Source organism: Pedobacter humicola (genome assembly GCF_056490705.1).
In genome coordinates, this window is the sequence record NZ_JBWJIG010000019.1 from 70354 (window position 1) to 96094 (window position 25741).

At 40.4% G+C, this 25741-nt stretch carries 22 protein-coding genes; 10 read left to right on the plus strand and 12 right to left on the minus strand.

All coding sequences use genetic code 11. The features are described 5' to 3' along the window. Positions 1-31: 31 nt before the first annotated feature. Positions 32-832, minus strand: coding sequence for a tRNA pseudouridine synthase A (locus AC04Q1_RS23075; RefSeq protein ID WP_478366902.1), 801 nt, complete (start codon positions 830-832; stop codon positions 32-34). A gap of 74 nt (positions 833-906) precedes the next feature. Here AC04Q1_RS23075 and AC04Q1_RS23080 point away from each other — a divergent pair, with 74 nt between their 5' ends. Further along, positions 907-1290 (plus strand): YchJ family protein, encoded by a 384-nt coding sequence (locus AC04Q1_RS23080; RefSeq protein WP_478366903.1) that lies wholly within the window; start codon positions 907-909, stop codon positions 1288-1290. 96 nt (positions 1291-1386) lie between these two features. Here the strand turns inward: AC04Q1_RS23080 and mazG are convergent, their stop codons facing one another. From mazG to mnmC2, 6 genes are all read right to left on the minus strand, one after another. Continuing rightward, positions 1387-2193, minus strand: coding sequence for a nucleoside triphosphate pyrophosphohydrolase (gene mazG / locus AC04Q1_RS23085; protein WP_478366904.1), 807 nt, complete (start codon positions 2191-2193; stop codon positions 1387-1389). 20 nt (positions 2194-2213) lie between these two features. Next, entirely contained in the window at positions 2214-2663 is a 450-nt protein-coding gene (locus tag AC04Q1_RS23090; protein WP_478366905.1) for a DoxX family protein, read from the minus strand. A gap of 14 nt (positions 2664-2677) precedes the next feature. Continuing rightward, positions 2678-2974 (minus strand): hypothetical protein, encoded by a 297-nt coding sequence (locus tag AC04Q1_RS23095; protein ID WP_478366906.1) that lies wholly within the window; start codon positions 2972-2974, stop codon positions 2678-2680. Between the two features lies 1 nt (position 2975). After that, positions 2976-4085 carry an AI-2E family transporter gene (locus AC04Q1_RS23100; RefSeq protein WP_478366907.1) on the minus strand — a complete coding sequence of 370 codons (1110 nt, stop codon included), beginning with the start codon at positions 4083-4085 and terminating at the stop codon, positions 2976-2978. 79 nt (positions 4086-4164) lie between these two features. Beyond that, positions 4165-5112, minus strand: coding sequence for an aldo/keto reductase (locus AC04Q1_RS23105; RefSeq protein ID WP_478366908.1), 948 nt, complete (start codon positions 5110-5112; stop codon positions 4165-4167). Between the two features lie 235 nt (positions 5113-5347). Further along, entirely contained in the window at positions 5348-6016 is a 669-nt protein-coding gene (gene mnmC2 / locus AC04Q1_RS23110) for a tRNA (5-methylaminomethyl-2-thiouridine)(34)-methyltransferase MnmC2 (RefSeq protein WP_478366909.1), read from the minus strand. A gap of 495 nt (positions 6017-6511) precedes the next feature. On the opposite strand from mnmC2, the gene AC04Q1_RS23115 reads away from it, so the two are divergent. After that, positions 6512-6850 carry an MmcQ/YjbR family DNA-binding protein gene (locus AC04Q1_RS23115; protein ID WP_478366910.1) on the plus strand — a complete coding sequence of 113 codons (339 nt, stop codon included), beginning with the start codon at positions 6512-6514 and terminating at the stop codon, positions 6848-6850. A 47-nt stretch (positions 6851-6897) separates the two neighbouring features. Here AC04Q1_RS23115 and AC04Q1_RS23120 read toward each other — a convergent pair whose 3' ends face one another. Continuing rightward, a complete protein-coding gene (locus AC04Q1_RS23120; RefSeq protein ID WP_478366911.1) occupies positions 6898-7698 on the minus strand; it encodes a DUF2625 domain-containing protein in 801 nt (266 codons plus the stop codon). 323 nt (positions 7699-8021) lie between these two features. Then, positions 8022-10058: a M13 family metallopeptidase gene (locus tag AC04Q1_RS23125; protein WP_478366912.1), complete on the minus strand. Its 2037-nt coding sequence runs from the start codon at positions 10056-10058 to the stop codon at positions 8022-8024. 358 nt (positions 10059-10416) lie between these two features. Between AC04Q1_RS23125 and AC04Q1_RS23130 the strand changes: the two genes are divergently transcribed. After that, a complete protein-coding gene (locus AC04Q1_RS23130; protein WP_478366913.1) occupies positions 10417-12408 on the plus strand; it encodes a heavy metal translocating P-type ATPase in 1992 nt (663 codons plus the stop codon). A 166-nt stretch (positions 12409-12574) separates the two neighbouring features. Continuing rightward, positions 12575-13210, plus strand: a complete 636-nt coding sequence (locus AC04Q1_RS23135; RefSeq protein ID WP_478366914.1) for a Uma2 family endonuclease — start codon at positions 12575-12577, stop codon at positions 13208-13210. A gap of 1 nt (position 13211) precedes the next feature. Here the strand turns inward: AC04Q1_RS23135 and AC04Q1_RS23140 are convergent, their stop codons facing one another. Further along, positions 13212-13418 (minus strand): hypothetical protein, encoded by a 207-nt coding sequence (locus tag AC04Q1_RS23140; protein WP_478366915.1) that lies wholly within the window; start codon positions 13416-13418, stop codon positions 13212-13214. Between the two features lie 42 nt (positions 13419-13460). Further along, entirely contained in the window at positions 13461-13628 is a 168-nt protein-coding gene (locus AC04Q1_RS23145; protein WP_478366916.1) for a hypothetical protein, read from the minus strand. Between the two features lie 179 nt (positions 13629-13807). Here AC04Q1_RS23145 and AC04Q1_RS23150 point away from each other — a divergent pair, with 179 nt between their 5' ends. The 4 genes from AC04Q1_RS23150 to AC04Q1_RS23165 all read left to right on the plus strand — a co-directional run bounded on the left by AC04Q1_RS23150 (position 13808) and on the right by AC04Q1_RS23165 (position 21130). Continuing rightward, entirely contained in the window at positions 13808-16474 is a 2667-nt protein-coding gene (locus AC04Q1_RS23150; protein WP_478366917.1) for a valine--tRNA ligase, read from the plus strand. A gap of 316 nt (positions 16475-16790) precedes the next feature. Then, positions 16791-18146, plus strand: a complete 1356-nt coding sequence (locus AC04Q1_RS23155; RefSeq protein ID WP_478366918.1) for a Gfo/Idh/MocA family protein — start codon at positions 16791-16793, stop codon at positions 18144-18146. An 86-nt stretch (positions 18147-18232) separates the two neighbouring features. Continuing rightward, a complete protein-coding gene (locus AC04Q1_RS23160) occupies positions 18233-19597 on the plus strand; it encodes a 3-keto-disaccharide hydrolase (protein WP_478366919.1) in 1365 nt (454 codons plus the stop codon). A 339-nt stretch (positions 19598-19936) separates the two neighbouring features. Further along, entirely contained in the window at positions 19937-21130 is a 1194-nt protein-coding gene (locus AC04Q1_RS23165; protein ID WP_478366920.1) for a Gfo/Idh/MocA family protein, read from the plus strand. Between the two features lie 155 nt (positions 21131-21285). Here AC04Q1_RS23165 and AC04Q1_RS23170 read toward each other — a convergent pair whose 3' ends face one another. Next, positions 21286-21744, minus strand: coding sequence for a type I restriction enzyme HsdR N-terminal domain-containing protein (locus AC04Q1_RS23170; RefSeq protein WP_478366921.1), 459 nt, complete (start codon positions 21742-21744; stop codon positions 21286-21288). A 233-nt stretch (positions 21745-21977) separates the two neighbouring features. Between AC04Q1_RS23170 and holA the strand changes: the two genes are divergently transcribed. Together holA and AC04Q1_RS23180 are read left to right on the plus strand one after the other, a co-directional pair. After that, on the plus strand, positions 21978-23000 hold the full coding sequence (gene holA, locus AC04Q1_RS23175; protein WP_478366922.1) for a DNA polymerase III subunit delta: 1023 nt from the start codon (positions 21978-21980) through the stop codon (positions 22998-23000). Positions 23001-23137: 137 nt separating this feature from the next. After that, a complete protein-coding gene (locus tag AC04Q1_RS23180; RefSeq protein ID WP_478366923.1) occupies positions 23138-25396 on the plus strand; it encodes a glycosyl hydrolase family 95 catalytic domain-containing protein in 2259 nt (752 codons plus the stop codon). The last annotated feature ends 345 nt before the right edge of the window (positions 25397-25741 follow it).

Here is a 25741-nt window from a genome sequence, read left to right on the forward strand (position 1 = left end):
TTAAACGGAGCTCAAAACCAAAACGCTACAGCTAAACCGAAATCCATTCTGTGCCTTGTGCACTATGGATAAATTCGGTGCGCGGCTCGAGGTTTAAATAAGGATAGGTCACCTTAGAAAGATATAAGCCTGTTGGATGGGCCGGCAATGAAAGCTTGGCAGGTTTTAGGGTGATGAGCTCGCTTTCAAATTCATCAAAACTCAATTCTCCTTTACCCACCATTAATAATTTACCCATAATAATGCGGATCATTTTGCCCAGAAAGCGGTTGCTGACAATATGGAACCTAAATCTGTCGCCTTTTGCATTTACAAACAGATCAGCTTCCATTACGTTACAGATGGTATGTTCGTATTTATCCGGATGTGTACAAAAAGCCCTGTAATCTTTGTATTTGGGCAATAATGCTACAACGGCTTTCATTTGATCAAAATCGAGATCGTTTAACTGATAAAATGAACTTTGTGTACTGAGAAAAGGGTCTTTATAGGTATGCACAAAGTAATCGTATTTCCGTTGTACAGCATCGAACCGTGCATGGGGTTTCCCCTCCATTTTAATAATGTCGAATACCGCAATGTTATAGGGCAAAGCTTTATTCAGGATATAGAGCAGGTCGAAATCAATTTCTTTTTCGATATCGGCATGGAAGAAAAACTGACTGGCATGTACATGCGCATCTGTGCGTCCACAACCGTTAATGGCAACCGGTGATTTTAGAATTTTAGAAAGCGTTTGCTCAATAACTTCCTGAACGCTTTTCACCCCGGGCTGTTTTTGCCACCCACTAAAATACTGGCCTTGATATGCAATATGGAAGAAGTATCTCATGATTTCGCTGCAATTTTACGGAAATTTTAGCAGCAGGAATATTAAATCCTATTTTTGCCCAGTAAATTTTAATCATGGATGTCATAAACTGTCCCTGCGGAAGCGGAAACACCTTTCAGAACTGTTGCCAGCCTTACCACCTAAAAGTGAAAACAGCGCCAACTGCTGAGGCTTTAATGCGCTCCAGATATTCGGCTTTTGTAGTGGCCAATGCCGATTATCTTTACTATACCACTCACATCAGCAAAAGAAAAGGTCACTCCAAAAGTGCTTACTTAAGCAGTGCAAAAAACACTAAATGGCTCAAGCTCGAAATTGTTTTTGCGGATTTTGATGTGGTGGAGTTTAAAGCTTTTTATCTGAACAAGAAATTTCAAACAGAAGTGCTGCATGAAAAATCTAATTTCAAATTAGAAGATGGCAGGTGGTATTATGTGGATGGTGATTTTTATAAATAACTTTAATTTGGTGTCGTCACCCTGTCCCGATTTTACATGGGGATCAAGGCCTTTTTAACCAGAAAGTTGCTGAAATAAATTCAGCATGACGAAAAGCTATAATTTCTTTGCCTCGTTCCAATAGATATCCATCTCTGAAAGTGTCATATCAGCAAGTGCTTTTCCATTTTCATTAGCTTTGGTTTCGAGATATTGAAAACGTTTGATGAACTTTTTATTGGTTTTTTCAAGGGCATTTTCGGGGTTGATGTTGATGAAACGTGCATAATTGATCAAAGAGAACAAAACATCGCCAAATTCGGACTCGGCTTTTTCAATATCAATAGCCGTATTGTCGGTAACATTAAATTCCGCTTTAAATTCCTGCAATTCTTCTTCTACCTTTTCCCAAACCTGATTTTTATCCTCCCAATCGAATCCTACCCCACGGGCTTTTTCCTGAATGCGGGCCGCCTTAACCAAAGCAGGTAACGATGATGGAACACCAGCTAAAACCGATTTATTGCCTTCTTTCAGTTTAATCTGCTCCCAGTTGCGTTTTACATCTTCCTCATTCTGCACTTCAACATCACCATAAATATGTGGATGCCGGTTTACCAGTTTATCACAAACCCCGTTTAAAACATCAGTGATGTTAAAATCGTTGGTTTCTGAGGCAATTCGCGAATAAAATACCAAATGCATCATCACATCGCCAAGTTCCTTTTTAATTTCATTTAAATCACCTTCCAGAATAGCATCACTCAGCTCATAAGTTTCCTCAATGGTTAAGTGGCGCAGGGTTTCCATCGTCTGTTTTTTATCCCATGGACATTGTGTACGCAGGGTATCTAAAACAGTGAGTAAACGTGTAAAAGCATCGGCAGGGTTATTGGCGCTGGCTGGAATCGGGTTATTGGGCATGTTGTATGATTAAGCTAAAATTATCGGATGCTAAAGTACCAAACCCAGGCGATTAAGAAAAGCTGAAAAGGTATTCTGAACCATAAATATTTTGGTCCCGGCCCTGGTTTATACAGATCTTCGTAATTGATGCGATGTTTGGCCGCGTAAATATTGGTGGGTAAAATGGCAATGTAGAAAACAATAAGCGCTATACCAGTATAATATCTGGTGGCCGCCACTGCTAAACCAACCGCAAATAAGATTTCAAGGACACCTGTTAGCAAAACAATTTCTACCTTTTTAGGGATAAACAAAGGGATCATTGCAGCCATGCTCGTTTTAAACTTGAAATGCCCGATGGCCGTAAAAAGTAACATTACCCCCATGGCAATATTGCCTGCAAAAATATTTCCTTTATCAAATGTAGTATGACCGCCAAAGGCTAATAAAGCCACATACACGATGATTAATACCAATAGGGGTTTCATGCGCTATCTTTAATCTATTTTATCAAATTAAAAGCAATTAAGATGGTGGCTACAAACAAGATCACCAGTCCGGAAAGAAACACAAAGTCGGCCACTTTTTCCAATCTTTGACTTCCTGTGTTTACTCTTCTCATCGAGATAAAAGATAAGATGCAGCTCGTCATAAAAAACATCACTGCAGCAACTGCAAATTCATCAATTAAAGAACCATCAGTAAGGGCGAGTTTTTTTAATGAGGTAAGCACAACAAAGCAGATGCCCAACAGGTTGGCAGAAGTGCTTAAAATGTGTGGCGATCTGTTTTCGGCCATTTTAATCTTTTTCTTCTAATTTAATCTTTTTTGTGATGCGGTAAACACGTTTCTTTTTGTCGGGTTTATGTTCTTCACCCATTAAAATCCCCCAGGGTTTCAGGGTATCCACCCGATCAAAGATGATTTTCAGCATGGCAAGATAAGGGATACATAAAAACATACCCGAAATGCCCCAGATCATTTCGCCAACAACTATACCAATAAAAGCGAACAGCGCGTTGATTTTAACCTTTGAACCCACAACAAGTGGCATTAATACATTTCCATCAATAGCATGAACGCCAACAAAAGCAATTAATACCAAAAGCACCTTGCCTGCACCTGCTGTCGCAAACGTGATCAGGCTGCTCACCAGCAAAGCAAAGAATATCCCCAAATATGGCACCACATTGAAAATACCGGCTACCAAACCCAATAAAACCGCATACTTAACACCCAATAAACTCAGTATGGTAATCATTAATACCGTAACAATCAACATCTGTAAGAACAGGCCAATGATGTATTTTTTAATGATATACTGGATCTGGCTCACGATTTCGGTTACCTTTGCCTTGTGCTCTTCGCTAAAAACAGATGTCAAAAAAGTAAATAATATCCTGCGATAGTTTAAAATAAAGAAAGTAAACAATAAGGTAAAGCCTAAAAACAATAGGGTAGAAGATAAGGTAGCCAAAGTTGTAGCCACAATTGCAGCACTTGTGGCCAGCGCTTTTTCGGTACTATCGTTTAAATAATCGAGTTGTTTCTGCGAATTTACACCAAAAGTATGAGAAATCCATTTTTGTAACTCATGATACGAAACGTTGGCTTTTTCTTTTAATAAAGGCCAATCGGCCCACAAATCGCTCAATTGGTTCCCAAAAAAATAGATAATGCCACCAATTACGGCAATCATCAGGATAACCGAAGCCAGTGTGGATAAGCCTCGTTTAAATTTAAATTTTCGCTCCAGAAAGTTGCCCACAGGCAACAATAAGATGGCCATCAGAAAGGAGAAAAGCAATGGTGCCAGTAACGATTGCCCTAAAATGGCAATGTAGGTTAGGCTTATTAAACAGAAAAGAACCAGTGCAAGCTTGGGCAGAAAAGATAATTTGTCTTTCATATATTTTAAATCCTGTTTAATACAAAATGCCCGGTTAATTGTTTCATTAATCGGGCATTTAAATATAAGGGATTATTTTTTAATAGCTGCTCGCTTTGTCTAAAAGAGAAATATCTTCAGGAGATAATTTTAAGTTTGCAGCTTCTGTGAACGATTTCAGCTGACTTAAATCAGTAACACTCGCAATCGGTGCTGTAATAGAGGGATGATGAATTAGCCAGGCCAAAGCCACTGAAGCCTGCTCTACATGATGCTTATCGGCCACCTGATCCAATGCATCTAAAATTCTGAAACCGCGATCATTCAGGAATTTTTTAACGCCACCCCCACGCTGGCTTTTATTCAGGTCATCTTCGCTGCGGTATTTTCCGGTCAAAAATCCACTCGCTAAAGAATAGTAGGTCACTACGCCCAAACCATAATCTACACAGATCTTCTCATGTTCTTGCTCAAATTCGGCTCTATCGTACAGGTTATATCCTGGCTGGTAAACTTCGTAACGCGGTAAGTTATGTGCTGTTGAATAAATCAATGATTCTTTTAACCGTTCGGCAGAAAAATTCGAAGCGCCAATCCAGCGTACCTTTCCGTCCCTGATTAAGGTTTCGTAAGCACTTAATGTTTCTTCTACGGGTGTACTTTCGTCGTCAAAATGCGAAAAGTAAAGATCGATATAATCGGTTTGAAGACGCGATAAAGAATGTTCAACCTGGTTGATGATATAATCTTTTTTGAGCGATTTGCCCTGGCCCATATCCGAACCTACCTTGGTTGCGATAATTACATCGTGGCGCTTATCATGCTGTTTGAGCCAGTTGCCAATAATGGTTTCCGATTCTCCACCCTTGTTTCCCGGTACCCAGCGTGAGTATACATCGGCGGTATCGATAAAATTAAATCCGTTATCTACAAATTGATCTAATATCTCAAACGACTTCTTTTCGTCAATCGTCCAGCCAAAAACGTTTCCTCCAAATACAATGGGCGCAATATTTAAATCGGTCTTTCCTAAAGTTCTTTTTTCCATGATATGAATGTTAATGTAATGCTAACAAATTATAAGTCCTGAGGTTTTGTAAGGAGGTCTGAATTGTGTCAGGAGTTTTTTGAAAAGCAGTCTACTATTTCATTTTGTCGTTAGTCCTGTTTTCCGCTATAGCTCCGTAGAAAAAACGGAGGCTGCCGCTGCACCCAGGTTTAAGTACTTTGGCTGCTGCTACTATTGAGGTTTTACTGCAAATTGTTTAAAAACCCTATACCTTCTAACCTTCTGCCTTAATTGCTCTTAACATTTCCCTTTTTCCGGGTGCTCCGGGTAATTTTTCAATGGTAAATCCGCAGGCCTTAACCGCTCTTTTGAGTTTCCCCGTAATGGCATAGGTTACAAAGGTTCCACCTGGTTTTAAGAAACTGCAGGCATGGGTGATGATTTCGTCAGTCCACATTTCCGCTTGGTGCTGAACAGAGAATGCATCGTAATAGATTACATCAAACTTTTGGTCAGTATGGTATTCGGCAAGCGTGGTATGTGGAATTTCCAGTGTGCATAGTGAAGATAGCTTTTGAGGCGCCTTTAATGCATTAGGGTAATTGGAAATAAAATCAGCCCATATCCTTTCCGGAACATAAGCCGAATAACCCGTTTGCTCAATTACATCACTGGTAAGTGGAAAAGCTTCTATACTGGTATAATTAAGGTTAATGTTGTTTGCTTCGCAATATTCGAAACTTAAAATAAAGTTTAATCCGGTACCAAAACCAACTTCCAAAATCGAGGTTTCAGCCTGGCCGGCAGAAGCAAATTTTAATCCTGCATCGATAAATACATGTTTACTTTCCTGTAATGCGCCATGTTTACTGTGGTAATGTTCGCCTATTGTTTCGTTGTAAAGTGTATTTGAACCATCGGCAGTAGGGGTAATGATATTCATGGGCTAGGATTAATAATGATGATCGAGTTTCAAGATCGTGGTGCAAATATAGATATAGGATGAATAGGATTTTTGGATTTCAGGATAAATGTGCTTTTAGACTTCCCGATTATCACCACCTTAGCCACCTAATTGCACCTCAGTTTTATATGGCCGTTTAATCCCCTGACTTCGGACTCCCGTTCTCGGACTTTTATCACCACCTTAGCCACCTAAGTGCACTTAAGTTTTATATGGCCGTTTAATCCTCGGACTTCGGACTCCCGACCCCGGACTTTCATTACCACCTTAGCCACCTAAGTGCACCTCAGTTTTGCATGGCCGTTTAATCCCCCGACTTCGGACTCCCGACCTCTGACTTTTTTTACCATCTAAGCCAGCTAAGTGCACCTCAGTTTTATATGGCCGTTTAATCCCCGGACTTCGGACTCCCGACCCCGGACTTTTTTCTTTAATCTTTTGTTGCTAGCTTTGGTCTTACCCTAAACCCTAAATATGGATATCGAATCTTTCAGAGAATATTGTTTGAGTTTGCCTGGTACAACCGAAGGCATGAAATGGGAACATCTGTGTTTTATGATTGAGGAAAAAATCTATGTGATCATTGCTATTGATGAAGGGAACAGCTTTTCTATTAAATGTAATCCGGATGAATTTGATGAACTTGCTGCCAGAGATGGCATTGCGCAGGCTTATCACATGGCAAAAAGACAATGGATTCAGATCGAAAATTTAGATGTTTTAAACGATAAAGAACTCAAGAGTAGAGTAGCCGACTCAAGAGCAATGGTTTTGGCAAAACTACCAAAGAAAACGCAGGCAAAATATGCTTAAAAATCTGCAGGCATATTCATGATTTTTAGGGGCAATGAACCAAATATTTATTGTTCTTTCCTGGCTTCTTCTTTTTTAGAATCATCTTTTTTTATACCCTTATCAGCATTTAATTCTTTAGATTTCATGATGTTGAACCTGTACATGTCTTCAATGCCAACAAATTTTCTTGTACATTTTTCAATATCTGTTCCTTCAGACCACAAATAAGGGCGAAAGCTATAGGTTTTATTGCCGTCTAGATTGGCAATATATTGGTTCCAGCTGCTCCAGCGCAAACCTTTGTAAAATTTAGAAAGATCGCTATCGAAACAAAAAACAAGAAACTCCCCATAACCAGCACCAAGTGGCTGCCAGGTTAGCGTATTTGGCTCCAGATAGTAGACATTTTTAATGTCTTTACCCAAACCACCATAGTTAATGGCAAAAAATCCACCTACGGCATCATCTGCAATTAACAGGTAAGGAATGTTATCCCCATATTCTTTAATTGTTTTTCCTTTGTTCCACTCGGCTATGTTTCTCGTTAATCTTTCACTGCCCGAACCTAAAATTCTGATCCAGCCATTATCTATTAGGATACCACCTGTATTGTAAATTACGGAGCCAAGGGTGGCATAAGTTGTCATTTGGGCATTATACAATACCTCTTTTGCTTTGGCAGAATCGACAGGCAAAACTTCTACTTTATTTTTTGCAGAATCGATCCATTTTTTGACCAATGGCCATGCCGGATCTGTTTTATTTACCAATGCCTCAAGGCTTATTAATTTATTGTCTTGGGCGATGGCTGCTGAAGAAAATAAAGTTAAACTGAGGATAAAGAGGGTCTTGAATACGCTTTTCATGAAATGGATGTTATGTTTTCCAAAGATAGAATGATAATTAAGAATTGTTGAAGGGAGTGAGATAATTTTTGATTCAATAAGGATTATTAGGATGTCCTTTGACAACTTGTCCCGATTTATAGGGAAGCCCAGGATAACAAATAATGAATGAGAATATCAGTGTCAGATGGTAACATCTGACACCACATTTACACCTCACCTGTAAAAACAAAACGCCCCGAATAATCCGGAGCGTTTGCAATATAGGGATGATATTAATGTTTGAAATTCGGTTATCGGGGAAAAAACTTTAACCCCTCCACCTTCTGATCTTTCACCTCAACTTACCACATTCTAATTCTGTCTTCTGGTTTTTTATATAATTTATCACCAGGTTTAACATCAAAAGCGGTGTACCAGGCGTCCATGTTTACCGGAGCGCCGATTGTACGGTACGGACCCGGTGAATGTGGATCGGTTTTAATTAACTGCGCAGCGCTTTCTGGTAAGATATTCCCTCTCCAAACCTGTGCCCAGGCTAAAAAGAAACGTTGATCTGGGGTAAAACCATCTATTTTTTCGTTGCTTTGACCTTGTTTGGTCATTTTGAAAGCGGTGTAAGCTGCATTTAATCCGCCTAAATCGCCGATGTTTTCACCCATAGTCAATTTTCCGATTACATGAACAGTATCCAATACCGTGTAAGCATCAAACTGCTCACCTAGAGCTTTGGTTTTGGCATCAAATTTAGCTTTGTCCTCGGCTGTCCACCAGTTTTTTAAGTTACCGGAAGCGTCGTACTGACTTCCGCTATCATCAAAACCATGGCTCATTTCATGACCGATTACCGCACCAATACCACCATAATTTAAGGCGTCATCAGCATTTGGATCGAAGAAAGGGAACTGTAAAATCCCTGCAGGGAAAGTAATTTCATTCATGGTTGGGCTGTACGATGCATTAACCGTTGGCGGCGTCATGCCGAAACGGGTGCGGTCTAAAGGTTTGCCCAATCTGTTTACATTCTCATTGTAACCCCAAACCCCGGCATTACGCAAATTCTGGAAATAAGTGTTTCTGTTAATTTCTAAGCCTGTATAGGTTTCCCATTTTGTAGTGTAACCCACTTTTGGTCTAAATGCTGCCAATTTCTCCAGTGCTTTTTTCTTGGTTTCGGCGCTCATCCATTCTAAACCGTTAATTCTGATTTCGAAAGCTTTACGCAGGTTCACAATCATAGCATCCATACGGGCTTTTGCCTCTGGCTTGAAATATTTAGCCACATAAAGCTGACCTAATAATTCGCCGATAGTACCATCTGTTAAAGATGACATACGTTGCCAGCGAGGTGTTTGAACTTTCTGCCCGGTTTGTGCCTGTGTAAAAGCGAAACTTGCTTTAACAAATGGAGAACTTAGGCTGGATGCAGAACCTTTTAAAATATTCCATTCCAGATAAGTTTTCCAATCAGCTACCGAAACCGATTTCAACATCCCGTCTAAACTGGTCATAAACTTAGGCGACGAAACCAACAAAGTATCCTGACCTTTAATTTTGAATTTAGGCAAATAGGTTGCCCAGTTAATATCGGGTGTTTTTGCATTCAGCTCTGTAACAGTAAGTTTATTGTAAGTGGCATAAGGATCGCGCATTTCTAAACGGCTCATTTGCGCTTCCGCAAATTGCTTTTCGATTTTAAAAACCGTTGCTGCCTTTTGTTTGGCATCTTCAGCACTACTTCCGGTTAAGCTAAATAAAGTAGTCATGTAAGTGTTGTAAGCCTCGCGGATTTTAACACTTCGTGTATCATCTTTTAAATAGTAATCACGATCGGGCAGGGTAGTTCCACCCTGACCGATGTTTACCATGTATTTATTTACATTTTTACGGTCCTGGCCAACACCAACACCAAACATGGCGCCGCCTAAGCCATTTACACGCATGTAAGCCACCTGATCTAAAACGCCCTGAATATCTTTGATCTGTTTGATTTTTTCTAAATCAGCCTTAATTGGCGTGTAACCCAGTTTTTCGATGGTTACCGTATCCATAGCTGCAGCAAAAAAATCACCAACTCTACGTTTTACCGAGCCTACCGGGGCAGATTTATCAGCAGCTGCATCTTCAACCAATGATTTTACCGCATTGATATTGAAGTCGCGAAGCTCATTAAAAGAGCCCCAACGTGTTTCTTTAGCAGGAACAGGATTGTTTTTTACCCATGTACCACTTGCATAGGTGTAATAATCGTCGCCAGGTTTAACGGATAAATCCATGTTGGCGGGGTCGATAAATTTTTTGGTTGTTTGTGCATTTGCAGAAAAGCCAGCAGCGACTATACCCAGTGCCGCAAAATATCTTTTCAAATTTTGGTATTTCATTCGCTTAATAAGTTAGTATTTAAAGCGAAATTTATGAAATACAAATTAATACTGAAACAATATACTAAGAATATTACTTGTTAAACCAGTAGTAAATTTTTGCCAGTCCCAATCTTCTAATAAATTCAGCAGGCGAGAATAAGGTTTTAATAGATTTCATGATTTTAAATCTTTTATACAGTATTAACATTTTTTAACAAAATTTATTGTGTGCTTGTAAAAATTATTGCTATTAAGAATGATTCGGGATAAAGCATTTTATTTTCCATAAATTTGAAATACTTATCCAAACCACACCCGTTTCCGACATTTGCATGGTTTGGGGATAAATAAAAAATAATATTTAGCATCATATATAATGAGTCACCCTCAAGATAAAGAAGATAGCTGTTGCAGCAGTAAAGTGCATTCTGCGCCAAAACATAACCACGATCACGAGCATTCGCATGAAGAGGGCGATGAACACGAGCACGACCATGGTGGAGATCCATCGGCCTTTAAAACTTACCTGCCGGCCATTGTAACATTGGTAATGTTATTGATTGGAATTGCTTTCGATAATCTCTTTACGGTTCCTGCTTTTCAGATCATCCGACCATACTGGTACATTGTGGCTTATTTGCCAGTTGGTATTCCGGTTTTGCGCGAGGTTTGGGAGACTTTTAAAGCAAAAGATTTCTTTACCGAATTTTCTTTAATGTCTATCGCTACCATTGGTGCTTTTGGCATTGGCCAATATCCGGAAGGTGTAACCGTGATGCTTTTTTATACCATTGGTGAGCTGTTTCAAATGGCGGCGGTAAACCGTGCGAAAAGAAATATCAAAGCCTTGCTTGATGTCCGCGCAGATGTTGCGCATGTTTTCCGCAATGGAAAATATGAAGATATCGATCCCGGAAAGGTAGAAATTGGCGAAACCATTCAAGTCAAGGCAGGTGAAAAAATCCCATTAGACGGCGAACTCATTAGTGATAAAAGCAGTTTTAATACCGCTGCGTTAACGGGCGAAAGTAAACCCCGTACGATTAATAAGGGCGAGCCGATTTTAGCAGGGATGCTTAATTTGGATAAAGTAATTGAAGTAAAAGTAAGCAAGGCTTTTGCCGATAGTGCATTGTCGCGCATATTGGAAATGGTTCAAAATGCCACTACACGCAAAGCCAAAACAGAGTTGTTTATCCGCAAGTTTGCTAAAGTATATACACCGATTGTTTTCTTTTTAGCACTAGCATTGGTTACTATCCCGATTTTGGTTTTAGGCAGCGAATACCATTTTCAAACCTGGTTGTACCGATCGTTGGTTTTCCTGGTGATATCTTGCCCTTGTGCCCTGGTTATTTCTATTCCATTGGGCTATTTTGGTGGAATTGGGGCAGCATCAGCCAATGGAATTCTTTTTAAAGGGTCGAATTTTCTTGATCTGATTACCAAATTGAACACTGTGGTGATGGACAAAACAGGAACCTTAACAAAGGGTGTTTTCAAAGTACAGAAAGTAGAAAGCAGTATTGATGAAAAGGAATTTTTAAACTTATTAACCGCTGTTGAAGCCAAATCAACCCATCCCATTGCGAAAGCAATAGTGGAATATGCTGGCGAAAAAGAAATTCATCCGGCCGAAAATATTGAAGAAATTGCCGGGATGGGTCTAAAGGGAATGGTAAATGGAAAAGAAGTTTTAGCAGGTAATACCAAGCTTTTAGAAAAATTCAAAATTGAGTTCGATACGAAAATAAAGGATATCGAAGAAAGTATTGTGGTTGTGGCTGTTGATCAGAAATATGTCGGTTATGTTTTAATTGCCGATGAAATAAAAGAGGATTCGGTAGAAGCCATTAAACAGCTCCATGAAAGTGGAATAAAACAAGTGGTGATGTTAAGTGGCGACAAAACCTCCATTGTTAAGAAGGTAGCAGTTGGTTTAGGTATAGATACTTACTTTGGTGATTTATTACCCGAGGGTAAAGTGGCTAAACTGGAAGAAATTAAAAGTGATAAAACTAAAGTGGTGGCTTTTGTTGGCGACGGGATTAATGATACACCCGTTTTGGCCATTAGTGATATTGGTATTGCGATGGGCGCAATGGGTAGTGATGCCGCCATTGAGACTGCGGATGTAGTAATCCAGACTGATCAGCCTTCTAAAATTGCAACCGCGATTAAAATCGGTAAGGCAACCAAGAATGTGGTGATCCAGAATATGGTATTGGCCTTTGCGGTAAAAGCATTGGTATTGATTTTAGGTGCAGGTGGTATTGCCACGATGTGGGAAGCCGTTTTTGCCGATGTGGGCGTGGCGCTTTTGGCCATTTTAAATGCGGTAAGGATTCAGAAAATGAAGTTTCCTTAATTGGTTAATCGGGTAAATTGGTTAACTGACCTTGTAGTATCGACTTTAAATTGAGACATTGGTTTGCTTGTTCACTGCAAATTTAAAACTGAAAACCTATTGATCATAAGTAAGATGTGTTGAAAAATAGCCTAACAGATTACTATAAAAATTAGTATATTCGTTTATGTCTGAGCCTGTTCCATATCCAGTTTTAAACGATGATGAGCCCGTTAGGCAGTTCAATGAGCTTGACGCATCATTAACCTATAGTTATTCCAATTATTTAAACTGGCTTTTCCCTGAAAGGGTAGAGCTGATTAAAGGCAAAATCTTTAAGATGAGCCCTGCGCCTTCAAGGGTTCATCAGGAGGTTTCTATCAATTTATTAAACCCTATAATCAATTTTTTAAAGGGTAAACCGTGTAAAGTTTATGCGGCACCCTTTGATGTTCGTTTTCCTAAAGAAAGCAAAGCGGATAAAGATGTATATACGGTATTGCAACCCGATATTTGTGTCATCTGTGATAAAAGTAAGTTAGACACACGGGGTTGTATCGGTGCACCCGATCTTGTTATCGAAATTTTATCTCCCGGCAATAGTAAAATGGAACTGCTTCATAAATACCGTGTTTACGAAGAATTCGGTGTGAAAGAATATTGGATAGTGAGCCAAAGTGATCAGAATATTTTAATTTACACCTTAAATGAGGAAGGTAAATTCCAGCCCTCTAAAATATTCACCCATAGCGAAAAAATCACCTCATCCGTATTACCAGGTTTCGAACTGGTATTGGATGATGTTTTTGAGGATATTGATTAACTCATTTCTCCATTTTTGGGTTAGTCCCGTTTGAATCTGAATTAAAAAATACAATCGCGGTTAATACGCATATGAGTACAAAATTGTACTCAACACCGTTTCTTCCGCCTCCTACTACAAACCAGCCTTCTTTAAAGTGGACCATAATAATGCCCATAATCAATACGAATATGGTTGCGAAACAAGCCAGTCGGATATATTTATTCATCACTAAAAGTATTGCACAAACAACATGTGAAAGTTTAATGGTTCAGGCAATAGCTACTCCAAAAGGAGCAAATCCTATTTTGTTCAGGTAAAAGTTTCCAAAATCATTAATTCCGCCATCAAATATGCCTAAAACACTGTGCGACAGTAAAATTATAGCAATGGTTACACGTAATATGGCATAAGCAATGTTGGAATTTTTAGTATTCATGGCCCTTCGAAGGTTAATTCTATACTAAAATACAATTATGAACGAAAAGTCGGATTAAATCCTGCGTGTTTAAACTCTAATATTTCATTTATACGCCTACTTTTCAATCGATTTCTACTTTAAAATTTGCCCTTAAAAACGTATTTTTGCCAATTAAATTGATATTTGAATAATTTTTCATGAGCATATCCACCAAGTACAATCCTGCAGAAACAGAAGATAAATGGTATAGCTATTGGCTATCGAAGAAATTTTTTCACTCAGAACCCGATGAGCGCGAACCTTACACTATCGTTATTCCGCCGCCAAACGTTACAGGGGTGCTGCACATGGGGCATATGCTTAACAATACCATACAGGATGTTTTAATCCGTAAAGCCCGTATGCAAGGCAAAAATGCATGCTGGGTTCCGGGTACCGACCATGCTTCCATTGCTACAGAAGCAAAAGTAGTAGCCATGTTAAAGGAGCAGGGGATCGATAAAAAAGATCTTTCGCGTGAAGAGTTCCTGAAATATGCCTGGGAATGGAAAGAGAAATATGGCGGCATTATTTTAGAACAGTTAAAGAAATTGGGTGCAAGCTGCGATTGGGACCGTACCCGTTTCACCATGGAAGAAGATCTTTCTGAAGCCGTTATCGATTCCTTTATCCATTTATATAAAAAAGGATGGATTTATCGCGGTATCCGTATGGTAAACTGGGATCCGGCTGGTAAAACGGCCGTTTCTGATGAAGAAGTAATCCGTAAAGAAGTTAACCAGAAACTTTATTACATTAAATACCTGATTTCGGGAACGGAAGATCAGTTTTTAACGATCGCGACAACACGTCCGGAAACCATCATGGCCGATGCAGCCATCTGTATCAACCCGAACGACGAACGTTTTACGCACTTAAAAGGCAAAAAAGTTTTTGTGCCTTTGGTTAACCACGAAATTCCGGTTATTGAAGATGAATACGTAGATATCGAATTTGGAACGGGCTGTTTAAAAGTTACACCAGCACACGATTTAAACGATTATGAACTGGGGGTGAAACACCGTTTACCAGTTACCGATATTTTAAATGATGATGGAACTTTAAACGAGCTGGCTGTTATTTTAGTAGGCGAAGACCGGTTTGTTGCCCGTAAAAAAATCGCCAAAATGCTCGAAGAGGCAGGTCATTTGGATAAAGTAGAAGATTATAAATCACAGGTTGGTTTTTCTGAACGTACTGATGCCGCTATCGAACCAAAACTTTCGATGCAGTGGTTTGTGAAAATGAAAGAAATGGCCCAGCCTGCTTTGGATGATGTGCTGAATGGAGAGGTAAACCTGATTCCGAATAAATTTGAGAATACTTATCGCCACTGGATGGAAAATGTTCGCGATTGGAACATTAGCCGCCAGTTATGGTGGGGACAAAGAATTCCAGCCTGGTACGATGATAAAGGTAACTGGGTGGTTGCCAAAACCAAAGATGAAGCCTTAGAAGAATTCTGGAAGAAAAAACATTTGGATGAAAGCTGCTCAGAAACTGAAAAAGCGGGATTCAAACATCAGTTAGAACCTTTTCTACGACAGGATGATGATGTGATGGATACCTGGTTCTCTTCATGGTTATGGCCGATTTCGGTTTTCGACGGTTTTAAAAATCCTGAAAATAAAGACATCAACTATTATTATCCAACAAACGATCTGGTTACCGCACCTGAGATTTTATTCTTCTGGGTAGCCCGTATGATTATGGCCGGACATGAGTTTATGGGTAAAAAGCCATTTACGAATGTGTACTTAACCGGTATTGTACGCGATAAACTAGGTCGTAAAATGTCTAAATCGCTGGGTAATTCACCTGACCCGATCGGATTGATCGAAAAATATGGTGCCGATGCGGTTCGTGTGGGAATGTTAATGTCGTCGCCTGCCGGAAACGATTTAATGTTCGATGAGAGTTACTGCGAACAAGGGCGTAATTTTGCCAGCAAAATCTGGAATGCTTTCCGTTTGGTGAAGGGATGGGAAGTTGATGAAAATTTAGCAAACCCGAATACCCAGGCCATATTGTGGTTCGAAAACCGCTTTAACGAAGCTTTGGTAGAAATTGAAGCCAATTTTAAACAGTATCGTCTGTCGGAAGCCTTAATGATCACTTACAAATTGGTTTGGGATGATTTCTGTGCCTGGTATTTAGAAATGGTTAAACCCGCTTACCAACAGCCCATCGATGCGGAGAGTTATAAAGCTACAATCGGATTCTTCGAAAATATCATCAAATTGTTGCACCCGAATATGCCATTCTTAACCGAAGAGTTATGGCATGATGATCTGTTCGCCGAACGTGGCGAAATGGATTGCTGTATTGTTGCCGAATTTCCAAAAGGAGGTAATTTTGATGAACAGTTATTAAAGGACGCTGAGGTAATCAAGACTGTAGTAGCCGAAATCAGAAATGTAAGAAATCAAAAACAGATTTCGCCTAAAGAAGCTTTGCCTTTGAGCATCAAGATCAACTCCGATCTAGATTATGAAAAATGGTTAAACATTGTTTTCAAATTGGCCAATGTAGCTGAAGCGGAAATTGTGAACGATAAAATTGTTGGTGCAACTGCTTTTATGGCGGGTAAAGATGAATTCTTTATTCCATTGACCGAAAACGTAGATGTTGAGGCCGAACGCGAGCGTTTAAATGCCGATTTAATCTACCTGCAAGGCTTCTTAAAATCGGTTGATCTGAAATTAAGTAACGAACGTTTCGTACAGAATGCAAAACCCGAAATTATTGCCAATGAGCGCAATAAAAAGGCAGATGCTGAAGCTAAAATTAAAATTATAGAAGAAAGTTTAGCGATACTGAACTAGAAGATATATACTAATCATTAAAAAAGCCTTTCAGATTATTTTCTGAAAGGCTTTTTTATGTGAAAAGGGAACAGGAATTAATTATTTCAAACGTTTTCCTTACATTTATGAAACCAGGTTGTGGCCACAAAAAACTAGCTTTATAAGGGTTTATTTGAGGTTATTGCCCTGGCTATCCATTGCTTTGACATAAGGTTTCAAAAATATTACTTATGAAAATTTAAGGTTTGCTTTTATTAACCATATTTTAGATTTTGTTAAAACGGTTTACCAGGCCGAAAACTATTTAAGTGATAATCTAACCTCATATCCTCAAATGGAAAACTCCAGACGAAAATTTATTAAACAATCAGCAGTATTTGCTGCGGCTACCTATGCAGGTACCATGGGCATGAGTGCCAAAAGTTATGGGCGCATTATTGGCGCAAATGATCGGGTACGTGTTGGTGTTGTCGGATTTTCTGATCGATTTAAAGACACCCTCTTACCTTGTTTCCTCAACCACAATAAGGAACTAAACTTCGATATTGTTGGCCTTTCCGATTTATGGAATTACCGTAGAGATTTAGGAATTGCCCATTTAAAAGCAAAATTCGGTCACGATATCAAAGCTTGCCGCAACAACGACGAGCTTTATGCAACCAAAGATCTTGATGCCGTAATCATCAGTACCGCCGATTTTCAACATGCGTTGCACACCATCGAAGCGGTTAAAGCCAGTTGCGATGCCTATGTAGAGAAACCCTTTGCCGAAACCATGGATGATGCAAAAGCAGCATTTAAAGCGGTAAAAGCCAGCAAACAGATTGTGCAGATCGGTTCGCAGAGAAGGAGTGGAGAAAATTACGCCAATGCGGCAAAATTTATTCAGGAAGGGAAATTTGGACCGATAACCGCTGTAGATCTAGTTTGGAACGTTAATCAGCCAGGCAGGTGGCGCAGACCAGATTTAGTAGCCAAATTAAAAGAAGAAGATATCGATTGGAAACGTTTCTTGCTGAACCGCCCAACAGAAGCCTTCGATCCAAGAAAATATTTAGAATACCGCTTGTTCTGGCCATATTCTTCAGGAATGCCAGGACAGTGGATGTCGCACCAGATTGATACCGTACACTGGTTTACCAATCTAAAACATCCGCGTAGTGTAGTGGCAAATGGTGGCATTTACACCTGGAAAGATGGCCGCAGAAACTGGGATTCGATGGTTGCCGTGTTTGATTATGGTCAGCCCGATACCACTGATGGTTTTCAGGTAACCTTTACCTCACGGATGCAAAATAGTGTAGGTGATGTGGGAGAAGTCTATTATTCGAATGGTGGTGAGCTGAATCTGATTACAAATAAAGTATCGCCAAAAGGTGGATTAAGGCAACAGGAGGCTGCGGCGATGGGCTTAAAAGCCAATCTCTTGCCGGATTTTGATTTGAGCAAGACCGAAATCAAAGCTGCAACCGGAGCCAATATGGGTGGCGATGCGTTAACCTCTGGCCATATGCGGAACTGGATGGAATGTGTGCGTAGCCGTAAAACGCCAAATGCACCTGTAGAAGCAGGGTATTCGCATTCTATTGCCAACATCATGACCAATGCCGCTGTAAGGACTGGCGCAAAAGCAGTTTTCGATGAAGGCAAGCAGGAAGTAATCGCAAACGGAAAAGTATTTAAGTATTAATCTATACCATACACTTTAAGACCTGATTGAGCACTTAGCTAAGATGTTCTCAGGTGGCTTAGGTGGTTAAAATAATAAAACCTATCATGTTAAATATAAAAAAATATAGTATTCTAGCCCTTTCCCTCATCAGTTTGTCAGCCGCTGCCCAAAAGGCAAAACCACTATTTGATGGTAAAACCTTAACCGGGTGGAAAGCCGTTGCCGGCGCCGCGCCATATAAGGTTGAAGACGGAATGATTGTAGGTGCGATGACCAAAGGCACACCAAATTCATTCCTGATCACTGAAAAGGAATATGGTGATTTCATTTTAGAACTGGACGTGAAACTGGAAGGCGAAACCACCAATTCAGGCATTCAGACGCGTAGCCATATCAAACCAGAAGGAAACAATGGCAAAGGTTTGGTTTTTGGCCGTCAGGTAGAAATAGACCCTACACCAAGGGCATGGACAGGAGGGATTTACGATGAAGCCCGTAGATTGTGGTTGTACCCCTTAGAACTTAATCCATCGGCTAAACCCTTGTATAAAAAGAACGAATTTAACCATTATAAAATCGAATGTATCGGTAACGAAACCAAAACCTGGGTAAACGGAACACCCGTTGCTTATGTGATTGATACGCTTGATAAAACTGGTTTTATTGGTTTACAGGTGCATGGTATCGGTAATAATGTAGAAAACGATGGCAAGAAAGTGTATTTCAAAAACATCAATATCCAAACAGAGGGCTTAAAAGCTAAAGCTTTTCCGAAAGGTATTTATGCTGTTAACTTGACACCAAATACGCTGTCGGCTTACGAAAAATCGGAAGGCTATAAATTGTTGTTTGACGGTAAAAGCAATGCGGGCTGGATTGGCGCCTATAAAACTACTTTCCCAACCAAAGGCTGGAAAATTGCTGATGGTGTAATCAGCGTAGAACCCTCAGGTGGTGCCGAATCTACCAATGGTGGCGATATTGTAACCAAAGAAGAATATGCTGCTTTCGATATGTCGTTCGAATTTAAACTTACCCCTGGCGCAAACAGTGGCGTGAAGTACTTTGTTACCCTAAGCGAAAAAAATACAGGTTCTGCCATCGGTCTCGAGTACCAGGTTTTGGATGATGTTTTACACCCTGATGCAAAACTGGGCAGGGATGGAAACCGTACTTTGGGTTCTTTATACGATTTAATGACAGCCAAGAAAGAAGCCCGCTACCTGCGTCCTATCGGAAGCTGGAACAATGGCCGTTTGGTGGTTTACCCTAATAACAAAGTAGAACATTATTTAAATGGTGTAAAAGTGCTGGAATATACCCGTGGCTCGGAAGAGTTTAAAAAACTGGTTGCCATCAGTAAATATAAAGACTGGAAAAACTTTGGTGAAGCGCCAAAAGGACATATCCTGCTACAGGACCATGGCAACAAGGTAGATTTCAGGACCATTAAAATTAAAACATTATAAGGCGAAGCTTTATTTATTGAAAATGAGCGTTGGTTATTACGACCACCTGCAGTCCCGCTTGCATATAGTCCTCGCTCGTAGCTCAGTGCGGGCTATTTAGCGTATCCGCCAGCTATCGGTTCGGGTTTAGGCTTAAGGTTGTGTCGCAAACTGACCTAAAGGCACTGAAAGATTTAAATAGCCCCGACATACGCGAAAATACTTTTTGTTGCATTACCGATCATCTTACAGCTCCCGGTAACAAAAAGATTGCAGCATTGGCGGGACTACCTTTAATAGCAGTAGTAATTTTGCGCTACAAATTATAATTTTGAGAAAAATAAAATATTCTAATATATCATGCATCGTCGATCTTTTGTAAAACATACCGCGCTATTAAGTTCAGGATTATTGGTCGGTAACCAGGGTTTTGCCAGTTTAATGGCTGATGAAATCATTAATGTTGCAATGATTGGCTGTGGCGATCGGGGTAAAGGGGTATTGTCGGTCATTAAATCGATGCCTGCCAGATATAAGATTAAAGCCTATTGTGATGTACTCGATTTCAGGCTTAAAGAGGCTGAAAAGTATGTCCCTGCCGATGCAAAAGCCATAAAAGATTACCATAAAGTTCTGGATGATAAATCCATTCAGGCGGTTTTTATTGCCACGCCCTTAAGTGAGCATTTCAAGATCGCCAAAGATGCGGTACTCGCCGGCAAGCATGTGTATGTAGAAAAAACCATGACCTACAATATCGCGCAGGCGCTCGAGCTTAAAAAAGTGGTTAAACAGCATCCCGATCAGATTTTTCAGGTAGGTTATCAATACCGTTATTCGCCCTTATACTTTAAGGTAAAGGATATGATCCAAAGCGGTTATTTGGGTAAGGTGACGCAGATCGATTGCCGTTGGGACCGTAACGGGAACTGGCGTAGGGCCGTGCCGGATCCTGCTTTAGAAAGAAAGATCAACTGGCGGATGTATAAGGAATATTCAGGTGGATTAGCGGCAGAACTGCTCTCTCACCAGATCGATTTTATCAACTGGGCTTTCGAAACACAGCCCGACGAAATTATGGGATCAGGCGGTATCGATGTTTTTAAAGATGGCCGCGAAACCTATGATAATATTCAGGCCATTCTGCGTTATAACGAAAAAGGCATGATTGGCAACTTTGGTGCCACCTGCGGCAATGCACACGATGGCTACCTGTTTAAAATAAAAGGGACCAAAGGATCAGTCTCTTTGCTGACCAATACAGGTTTGTTTTATCCTGAAGAAAGTACCAAAAAAGATTTAGGCATTGTGGATGGGGTAACCGGAGCGACAAAAATTGTGGTGAACAAAGACGGCGGGATCCCGATTTTGGATAAAGCCACTTTAGATGGTACCAATTATGCCCTGGATGAATTTTATAAGTCGGTAACCACCAAAAAAGAACCCGCATCGAATATCAATACCGGAACGCAGGCCGCCATTTGCGTAGCGATGTGCAATGAAGCCATTTATAGCGGTAATAAGCAGGTTTGGAAGACGGCGTATAGCGTGTAGATCACATGTCATCTAATGGTCGGTGTCTCACCGATTAAGAAGATAAAATTTTGCTACTTTCATTTTTATAAGCGAGTCAAGTTTCGGTCGGTGGGACACCAACCGATAGGTGGAATATAATAACTCCGTGTTTTCCGTGCTTCCGTGGCAAAAAACTACAGTCCCAAATACTCCGGCATTTCCTGTACGAAGTTAAACTTCCCCTTTTCCAGGTCCATCTTGGCATAAACATGCTGTAAGCCATTGGTTAATACAATCCATTTGGCCTGATGAATAGAATTGTACCGGGAGGCCTGATCGAAAACGGACTGTGTGATTTTTACTTTGGGTGCCTTACATTCAATTAACATCAGCTTTTCGCCGGCCGTGTTGTACACTAAAATATCGCTCCGCTTTTGCAATTGGTTTAACACCAATCCGCCCTCAATCTGGATCAAGGTTCGCGGGAATTTCTTTTTTGAAATCAGGTGCTGTATAAAATGCTGCCGTACCCATTCTTCGGGCGTTAACACTAAATGTTTCTTTCTGAGCTCATCGAATATAAAAACCACCTCATCTTTTTGTGTAATTTTAAAGGGATATGTTGGAAGGTTGAGCGGAGTAGGGGTAAACATTTTCAGTTGGCGGTTTTCAGTTAACGGTTTTCAGTTTGCAATTGGCAATTTTCAATTCACAGTTGAACGTTTTCAGTTAGCAATGCAATTATTAAACAATTTTTACAGCTCCAAAGTTAATTAATTCTGAGATATGCAAGAATTCTCCCATCTAACAACTCACGTCTCAAATCTCAACGCTAATTATAAACATTTACCCAATTCCTTAAACCTAAATCGTAATTTTACGGGCAATGACTGCTGCCGAAATTATTCAAGATATCAAAGCCCGAAAGTTCAAACCTGTGTACCTATTACATGGGGAAGAATCTTTCTATATCGATCAAGTAACAGATTATATTGAGGATAAACTGCTGAATGATGCAGAAAAAGGCTTCAATCAAACTGTTTTATATGGAAAGGATACCGATATGGCTACGGTTTTGGGTGCTGCAAAGCGCTACCCGATGATGTCTGATTACCAGGTGGTGATTGTAAAGGAAGCACAGGATTTAAAATGGGGCAAAGAAGATTCGAGCAGCAAAGAAGGCGAATTTGTACTCAATTATTTTGAAAAGCCTTTACCAAGTACCATTTTGGTGCTGGCCTTTAAATATGCGAATTTCGACAAGCGCAAAAAAATCTATAAAGCCATTAACAAAAGCGGACTGATTTTTCAGTCAGATCCTGTCCGCGATTATAAACTGGTACCCTGGATTGAAGAGTTTATTAAAGAAAAAGGTTATAAGGTTGATCAGCAGGCATCGGCATTAATGGCCGAATATTTAGGAACAGATCTTTCAAAAATTGCCAACGAGATCGAAAAATTAATGCTGAATGTGCCCAAAGAGGTTACCATCAACACCGATCTGGTTCAGAAAAATATCGGCATTAGTAAAGAGTACAACGTTTTCGAACTGCAGAAAGCACTGGCCATCCGCGACGTGCTGAAATGCAACAAAATCATCAATTACTTTGCCAGCAACCCGAAAGCCAATCCAACGGTAATGGTTTTGGCCAATTTGGGCGGTTATTTTACCAAACTGCTAAAATACCATTATATCCCAAACAAGGCCGATGCGGCATCGGCTTTGGGCGTGCCGCCCTTCTTCATTAAAGATTATGAGGTTGCCGCCAGAAATTACAATACGGGTAAGGTTTTCCAGGTCATTGGTCTGTTGCGTGAGTATGATTTAAAAAGCAAGGGCTTAGACAGTACCGGAAACGTAGATGATGGCGAACTTTTAAAAGAACTCGTTTTCAAAATTGTGCACTGATCTTTTTTTCGCAAAAGCCTGTTCTATATTGTCCATCAAACGTTTGCGCAATTTTTAAGGGTTTTATTGTAATTTAATATCATTATTTTAGAAATGAATACCTCACCAGGAGGGACTAATCTTTTCTAAACAAGCAAATGAAAACCAAAATTACCATCGTTCTGTTATTGCTCAGCTTCGCTTATTCAGGCTATGCGCAATCACTAAAACCCTATAACCTTTCCTTTCCTAAACTTGCCAGCAGGTGGGACGAAGCCATGCCATTAGGCAATGGGATGTTGGGGGTTTTAATCTGGGAGAAAAATAACAAACTCCGTCTGTCTTTAGACCGTGCCGATTTATGGGACGAACGTAAAGCGCTCGATATTTCTAAACTTACCTTTAAATGGGTGGAAGAACAGGTGCACCAAAATAATTATGCCGCTGTTCAGAAAATAGGCGATGCACCTTATGATACCAGTCCATACCCGACCAAATTGCCCGCTGCGGCAATGGAATTTGATATTTCGAAACTGGGCAAAGTGGTATCTAATGTATTGGATATCGAGACAGCCCTGAATACCGTGAAGTTCGAAAACGGAACCGTTTTTAACTGTTATATCCATGCGGCACAGCAACAGGGGTATTTTAGTTTGGAAAACCTTAAATCTACCGCTATTTTACCCAACTTAATCGTACATAATTATGCCAACAATCTGATAGAAAAAGGGGATGATAGTCACGCCGGCGAAGGTTTGCAAAAACTCGGTTATGCAAAGGGCACGGTAACCAACACCGCAAACAGCATCCGTTATCATCAGCCTACCTATCAGGGGCATTATTACGAAGTCTTGGTGCAATGGAAAAAGTTGGCTAAGGGTAAAGTAATCGGCGCCTGGACCATCAGCAGCGATAAAGCAGCAACATTGCCCGTCATTTCTGCTAGAGCGAAAGAACCAACTGGTTGGGCCAGCCATGCCAAATGGTGGAAGGATTTCTGGGCAAAGTCTAACATTTCTGTGCCTGATCACCTCATCCAAAAACAATACTATTTAGAAATGTACAAGTTGGGCTGTGTGGCCAGAAAAGGTGCACCCGCCATTACCTTACAAGCCGTTTGGACGGCCGATAATGGCAGTTTACCACCCTGGAAGGGCGATTTTCACAACGATTTAAATACGCAGTTGAGTTACTGGCCAACCTATACCGCTAATCACCTGGCCGAAGGCGCAACTTTTACCGATTGGTTATGGAAAATCAGGGAGAAAAACCTGAATTATACCAAACAGTATTTCGGTGTGGAGGGTTTGAATGTTCCCGGTGTAATTACCCTGAACGGCGACCCCATGGGCGGATGGATCCAATATTCGCTTTCGCCAACCGTAAGTGCCTGGACTTCGCAGCATTTTTACTGGCAGTGGAAATATAGCATGGATGAGGTATTTCTGAAAACAAGGGCTTATCCATACATCCACGAAGCGGCGACCTATCTGGAAAATATCACCCGGTTGAAGGATGGGAAGCGTACATTGCCTTTAAGCTCTAGTCCGGAGTATAACGATAACAGCATTAAGGCCTGGTTTTTAAACTGGACCAATTTCGATTTATCCTTGTCCAAGTTTTTATTTAAAGCCGCGGCCGAAGTAAGTGAAGCCAATGGTAAAGTGGAGGAAAATAAGCACTGGCTTGCAGTATTGAACGAATTGCCTGACTATGAAATAAATGAAACCGGTTTTACCATAGCACCGGGATCTAATTTAACGAGCTCGCACAGGCACATGTCGCAGTATATGGCCATTTATCCACTCGATTTATTGGATGTGAACAATGCAAAAGATAAAACCATTGTCGATAACTCTTTAAAGCGTTTGGAAGAAATTGGTACCAGGGCCTGGTGTGGTTACTCCTTTAGCTGGATGGCATCTTTATACGCCAGGGCTTATCAGGCCGATAAAGCCGTAAAGCAACTGGAGATTTTTGCGTCAAATTTCTGCTCGCCAAATAGCTTCCATTTAAACGGCGATCAAAAGGGGGGGCAATACTCGGCCTTTACCTATCGTCCTTTTACGTTAGAAGGTAATTTTGCTTTTGCACAGGGTGTTCAGGAATTGCTGCTACAGAGCAGGAGTGGTTATCTCCAGGTTTTCCCGGCAGTGCCACAAAGCTGGAAGGATGTTTCATTTAATAACCTGCGTGCCAAAGGTGCCTTTTTAATCAGTGGCCATAAGGAAAATGGCGTCCCAACCCAGGTGAAAATATATGCGGAAAAAGCAGGCGTACTGAGGATTAAACTTCCCTTTAAAACCTTTGTGATGAGAGATCTTCCTGCCGGAAGCGTGAAAATGGGAGCGGATGGGATTGCAGAAGTAAACCTGAAAAAACAACAGATCATTACCTTCGAAAATGGTTATGAATAAGTAAGGATTATCCGCAAAGAACACCGGGGTTTTCGATTGGCAGGCTAAGACCGATGGCAATTAAACTTTGCCTCATGGCGGGAACACGTTGCACAAATGATTTTAAAAGTAGAGGGGGCTAAATCATCCCGGATGCCCCCTCTTAGTAGTCATTGCTAATATCACAGTAAGATTATAACTAAAGAGTAATGTGCGTCCCTATAGCTTCATTCTCTGTATCGCTTAGTTACCTGTGTGTATTACTAAATGAATAACCAAAACTACCACTCAAAGGATTCTGTTAAAATAGACAATAGTTATAAGGGCATAAATACTCCATGAATAGGGGAATAAGCTCTATGAATG

What these genes read in the sequence shown, in the direction of transcription:
- AC04Q1_RS23075 (WP_478366902.1), bottom strand. Translation starts at nt 832, where the DNA reads ATGAGATACTTCTTCCATATTGCATATCAAGGCCAGTATTTTAGTGGG.
- AC04Q1_RS23080 (WP_478366903.1), top strand. Translation starts at nt 907, where the DNA reads ATGGATGTCATAAACTGTCCCTGCGGAAGCGGAAACACCTTTCAGAAC.
- mazG (WP_478366904.1), bottom strand. Translation starts at nt 2,193, where the DNA reads ATGCCCAATAACCCGATTCCAGCCAGCGCCAATAACCCTGCCGATGCT.
- AC04Q1_RS23090 (WP_478366905.1), bottom strand. Translation starts at nt 2,663, where the DNA reads ATGAAACCCCTATTGGTATTAATCATCGTGTATGTGGCTTTATTAGCC.
- AC04Q1_RS23095 (WP_478366906.1), bottom strand. Translation starts at nt 2,974, where the DNA reads ATGGCCGAAAACAGATCGCCACACATTTTAAGCACTTCTGCCAACCTG.
- AC04Q1_RS23100 (WP_478366907.1), bottom strand. Translation starts at nt 4,085, where the DNA reads ATGAAAGACAAATTATCTTTTCTGCCCAAGCTTGCACTGGTTCTTTTC.
- AC04Q1_RS23105 (WP_478366908.1), bottom strand. Translation starts at nt 5,112, where the DNA reads ATGGAAAAAAGAACTTTAGGAAAGACCGATTTAAATATTGCGCCCATT.
- mnmC2 (WP_478366909.1), bottom strand. Translation starts at nt 6,016, where the DNA reads ATGAATATCATTACCCCTACTGCCGATGGTTCAAATACACTTTACAAC.
- AC04Q1_RS23115 (WP_478366910.1), top strand. Translation starts at nt 6,512, where the DNA reads ATGGATATCGAATCTTTCAGAGAATATTGTTTGAGTTTGCCTGGTACA.
- AC04Q1_RS23120 (WP_478366911.1), bottom strand. Translation starts at nt 7,698, where the DNA reads ATGAAAAGCGTATTCAAGACCCTCTTTATCCTCAGTTTAACTTTATTT.
- AC04Q1_RS23125 (WP_478366912.1), bottom strand. Translation starts at nt 10,058, where the DNA reads ATGAAATACCAAAATTTGAAAAGATATTTTGCGGCACTGGGTATAGTC.
- AC04Q1_RS23130 (WP_478366913.1), top strand. Translation starts at nt 10,417, where the DNA reads ATGAGTCACCCTCAAGATAAAGAAGATAGCTGTTGCAGCAGTAAAGTG.
- AC04Q1_RS23135 (WP_478366914.1), top strand. Translation starts at nt 12,575, where the DNA reads ATGTCTGAGCCTGTTCCATATCCAGTTTTAAACGATGATGAGCCCGTT.
- AC04Q1_RS23140 (WP_478366915.1), bottom strand. Translation starts at nt 13,418, where the DNA reads ATGAATAAATATATCCGACTGGCTTGTTTCGCAACCATATTCGTATTG.
- AC04Q1_RS23145 (WP_478366916.1), bottom strand. Translation starts at nt 13,628, where the DNA reads ATGAATACTAAAAATTCCAACATTGCTTATGCCATATTACGTGTAACC.
- AC04Q1_RS23150 (WP_478366917.1), top strand. Translation starts at nt 13,808, where the DNA reads ATGAGCATATCCACCAAGTACAATCCTGCAGAAACAGAAGATAAATGG.
- AC04Q1_RS23155 (WP_478366918.1), top strand. Translation starts at nt 16,791, where the DNA reads ATGGAAAACTCCAGACGAAAATTTATTAAACAATCAGCAGTATTTGCT.
- AC04Q1_RS23160 (WP_478366919.1), top strand. Translation starts at nt 18,233, where the DNA reads ATGTTAAATATAAAAAAATATAGTATTCTAGCCCTTTCCCTCATCAGT.
- AC04Q1_RS23165 (WP_478366920.1), top strand. Translation starts at nt 19,937, where the DNA reads ATGCATCGTCGATCTTTTGTAAAACATACCGCGCTATTAAGTTCAGGA.
- AC04Q1_RS23170 (WP_478366921.1), bottom strand. Translation starts at nt 21,744, where the DNA reads ATGTTTACCCCTACTCCGCTCAACCTTCCAACATATCCCTTTAAAATT.
- holA (WP_478366922.1), top strand. Translation starts at nt 21,978, where the DNA reads ATGACTGCTGCCGAAATTATTCAAGATATCAAAGCCCGAAAGTTCAAA.
- AC04Q1_RS23180 (WP_478366923.1), top strand. Translation starts at nt 23,138, where the DNA reads ATGAAAACCAAAATTACCATCGTTCTGTTATTGCTCAGCTTCGCTTAT.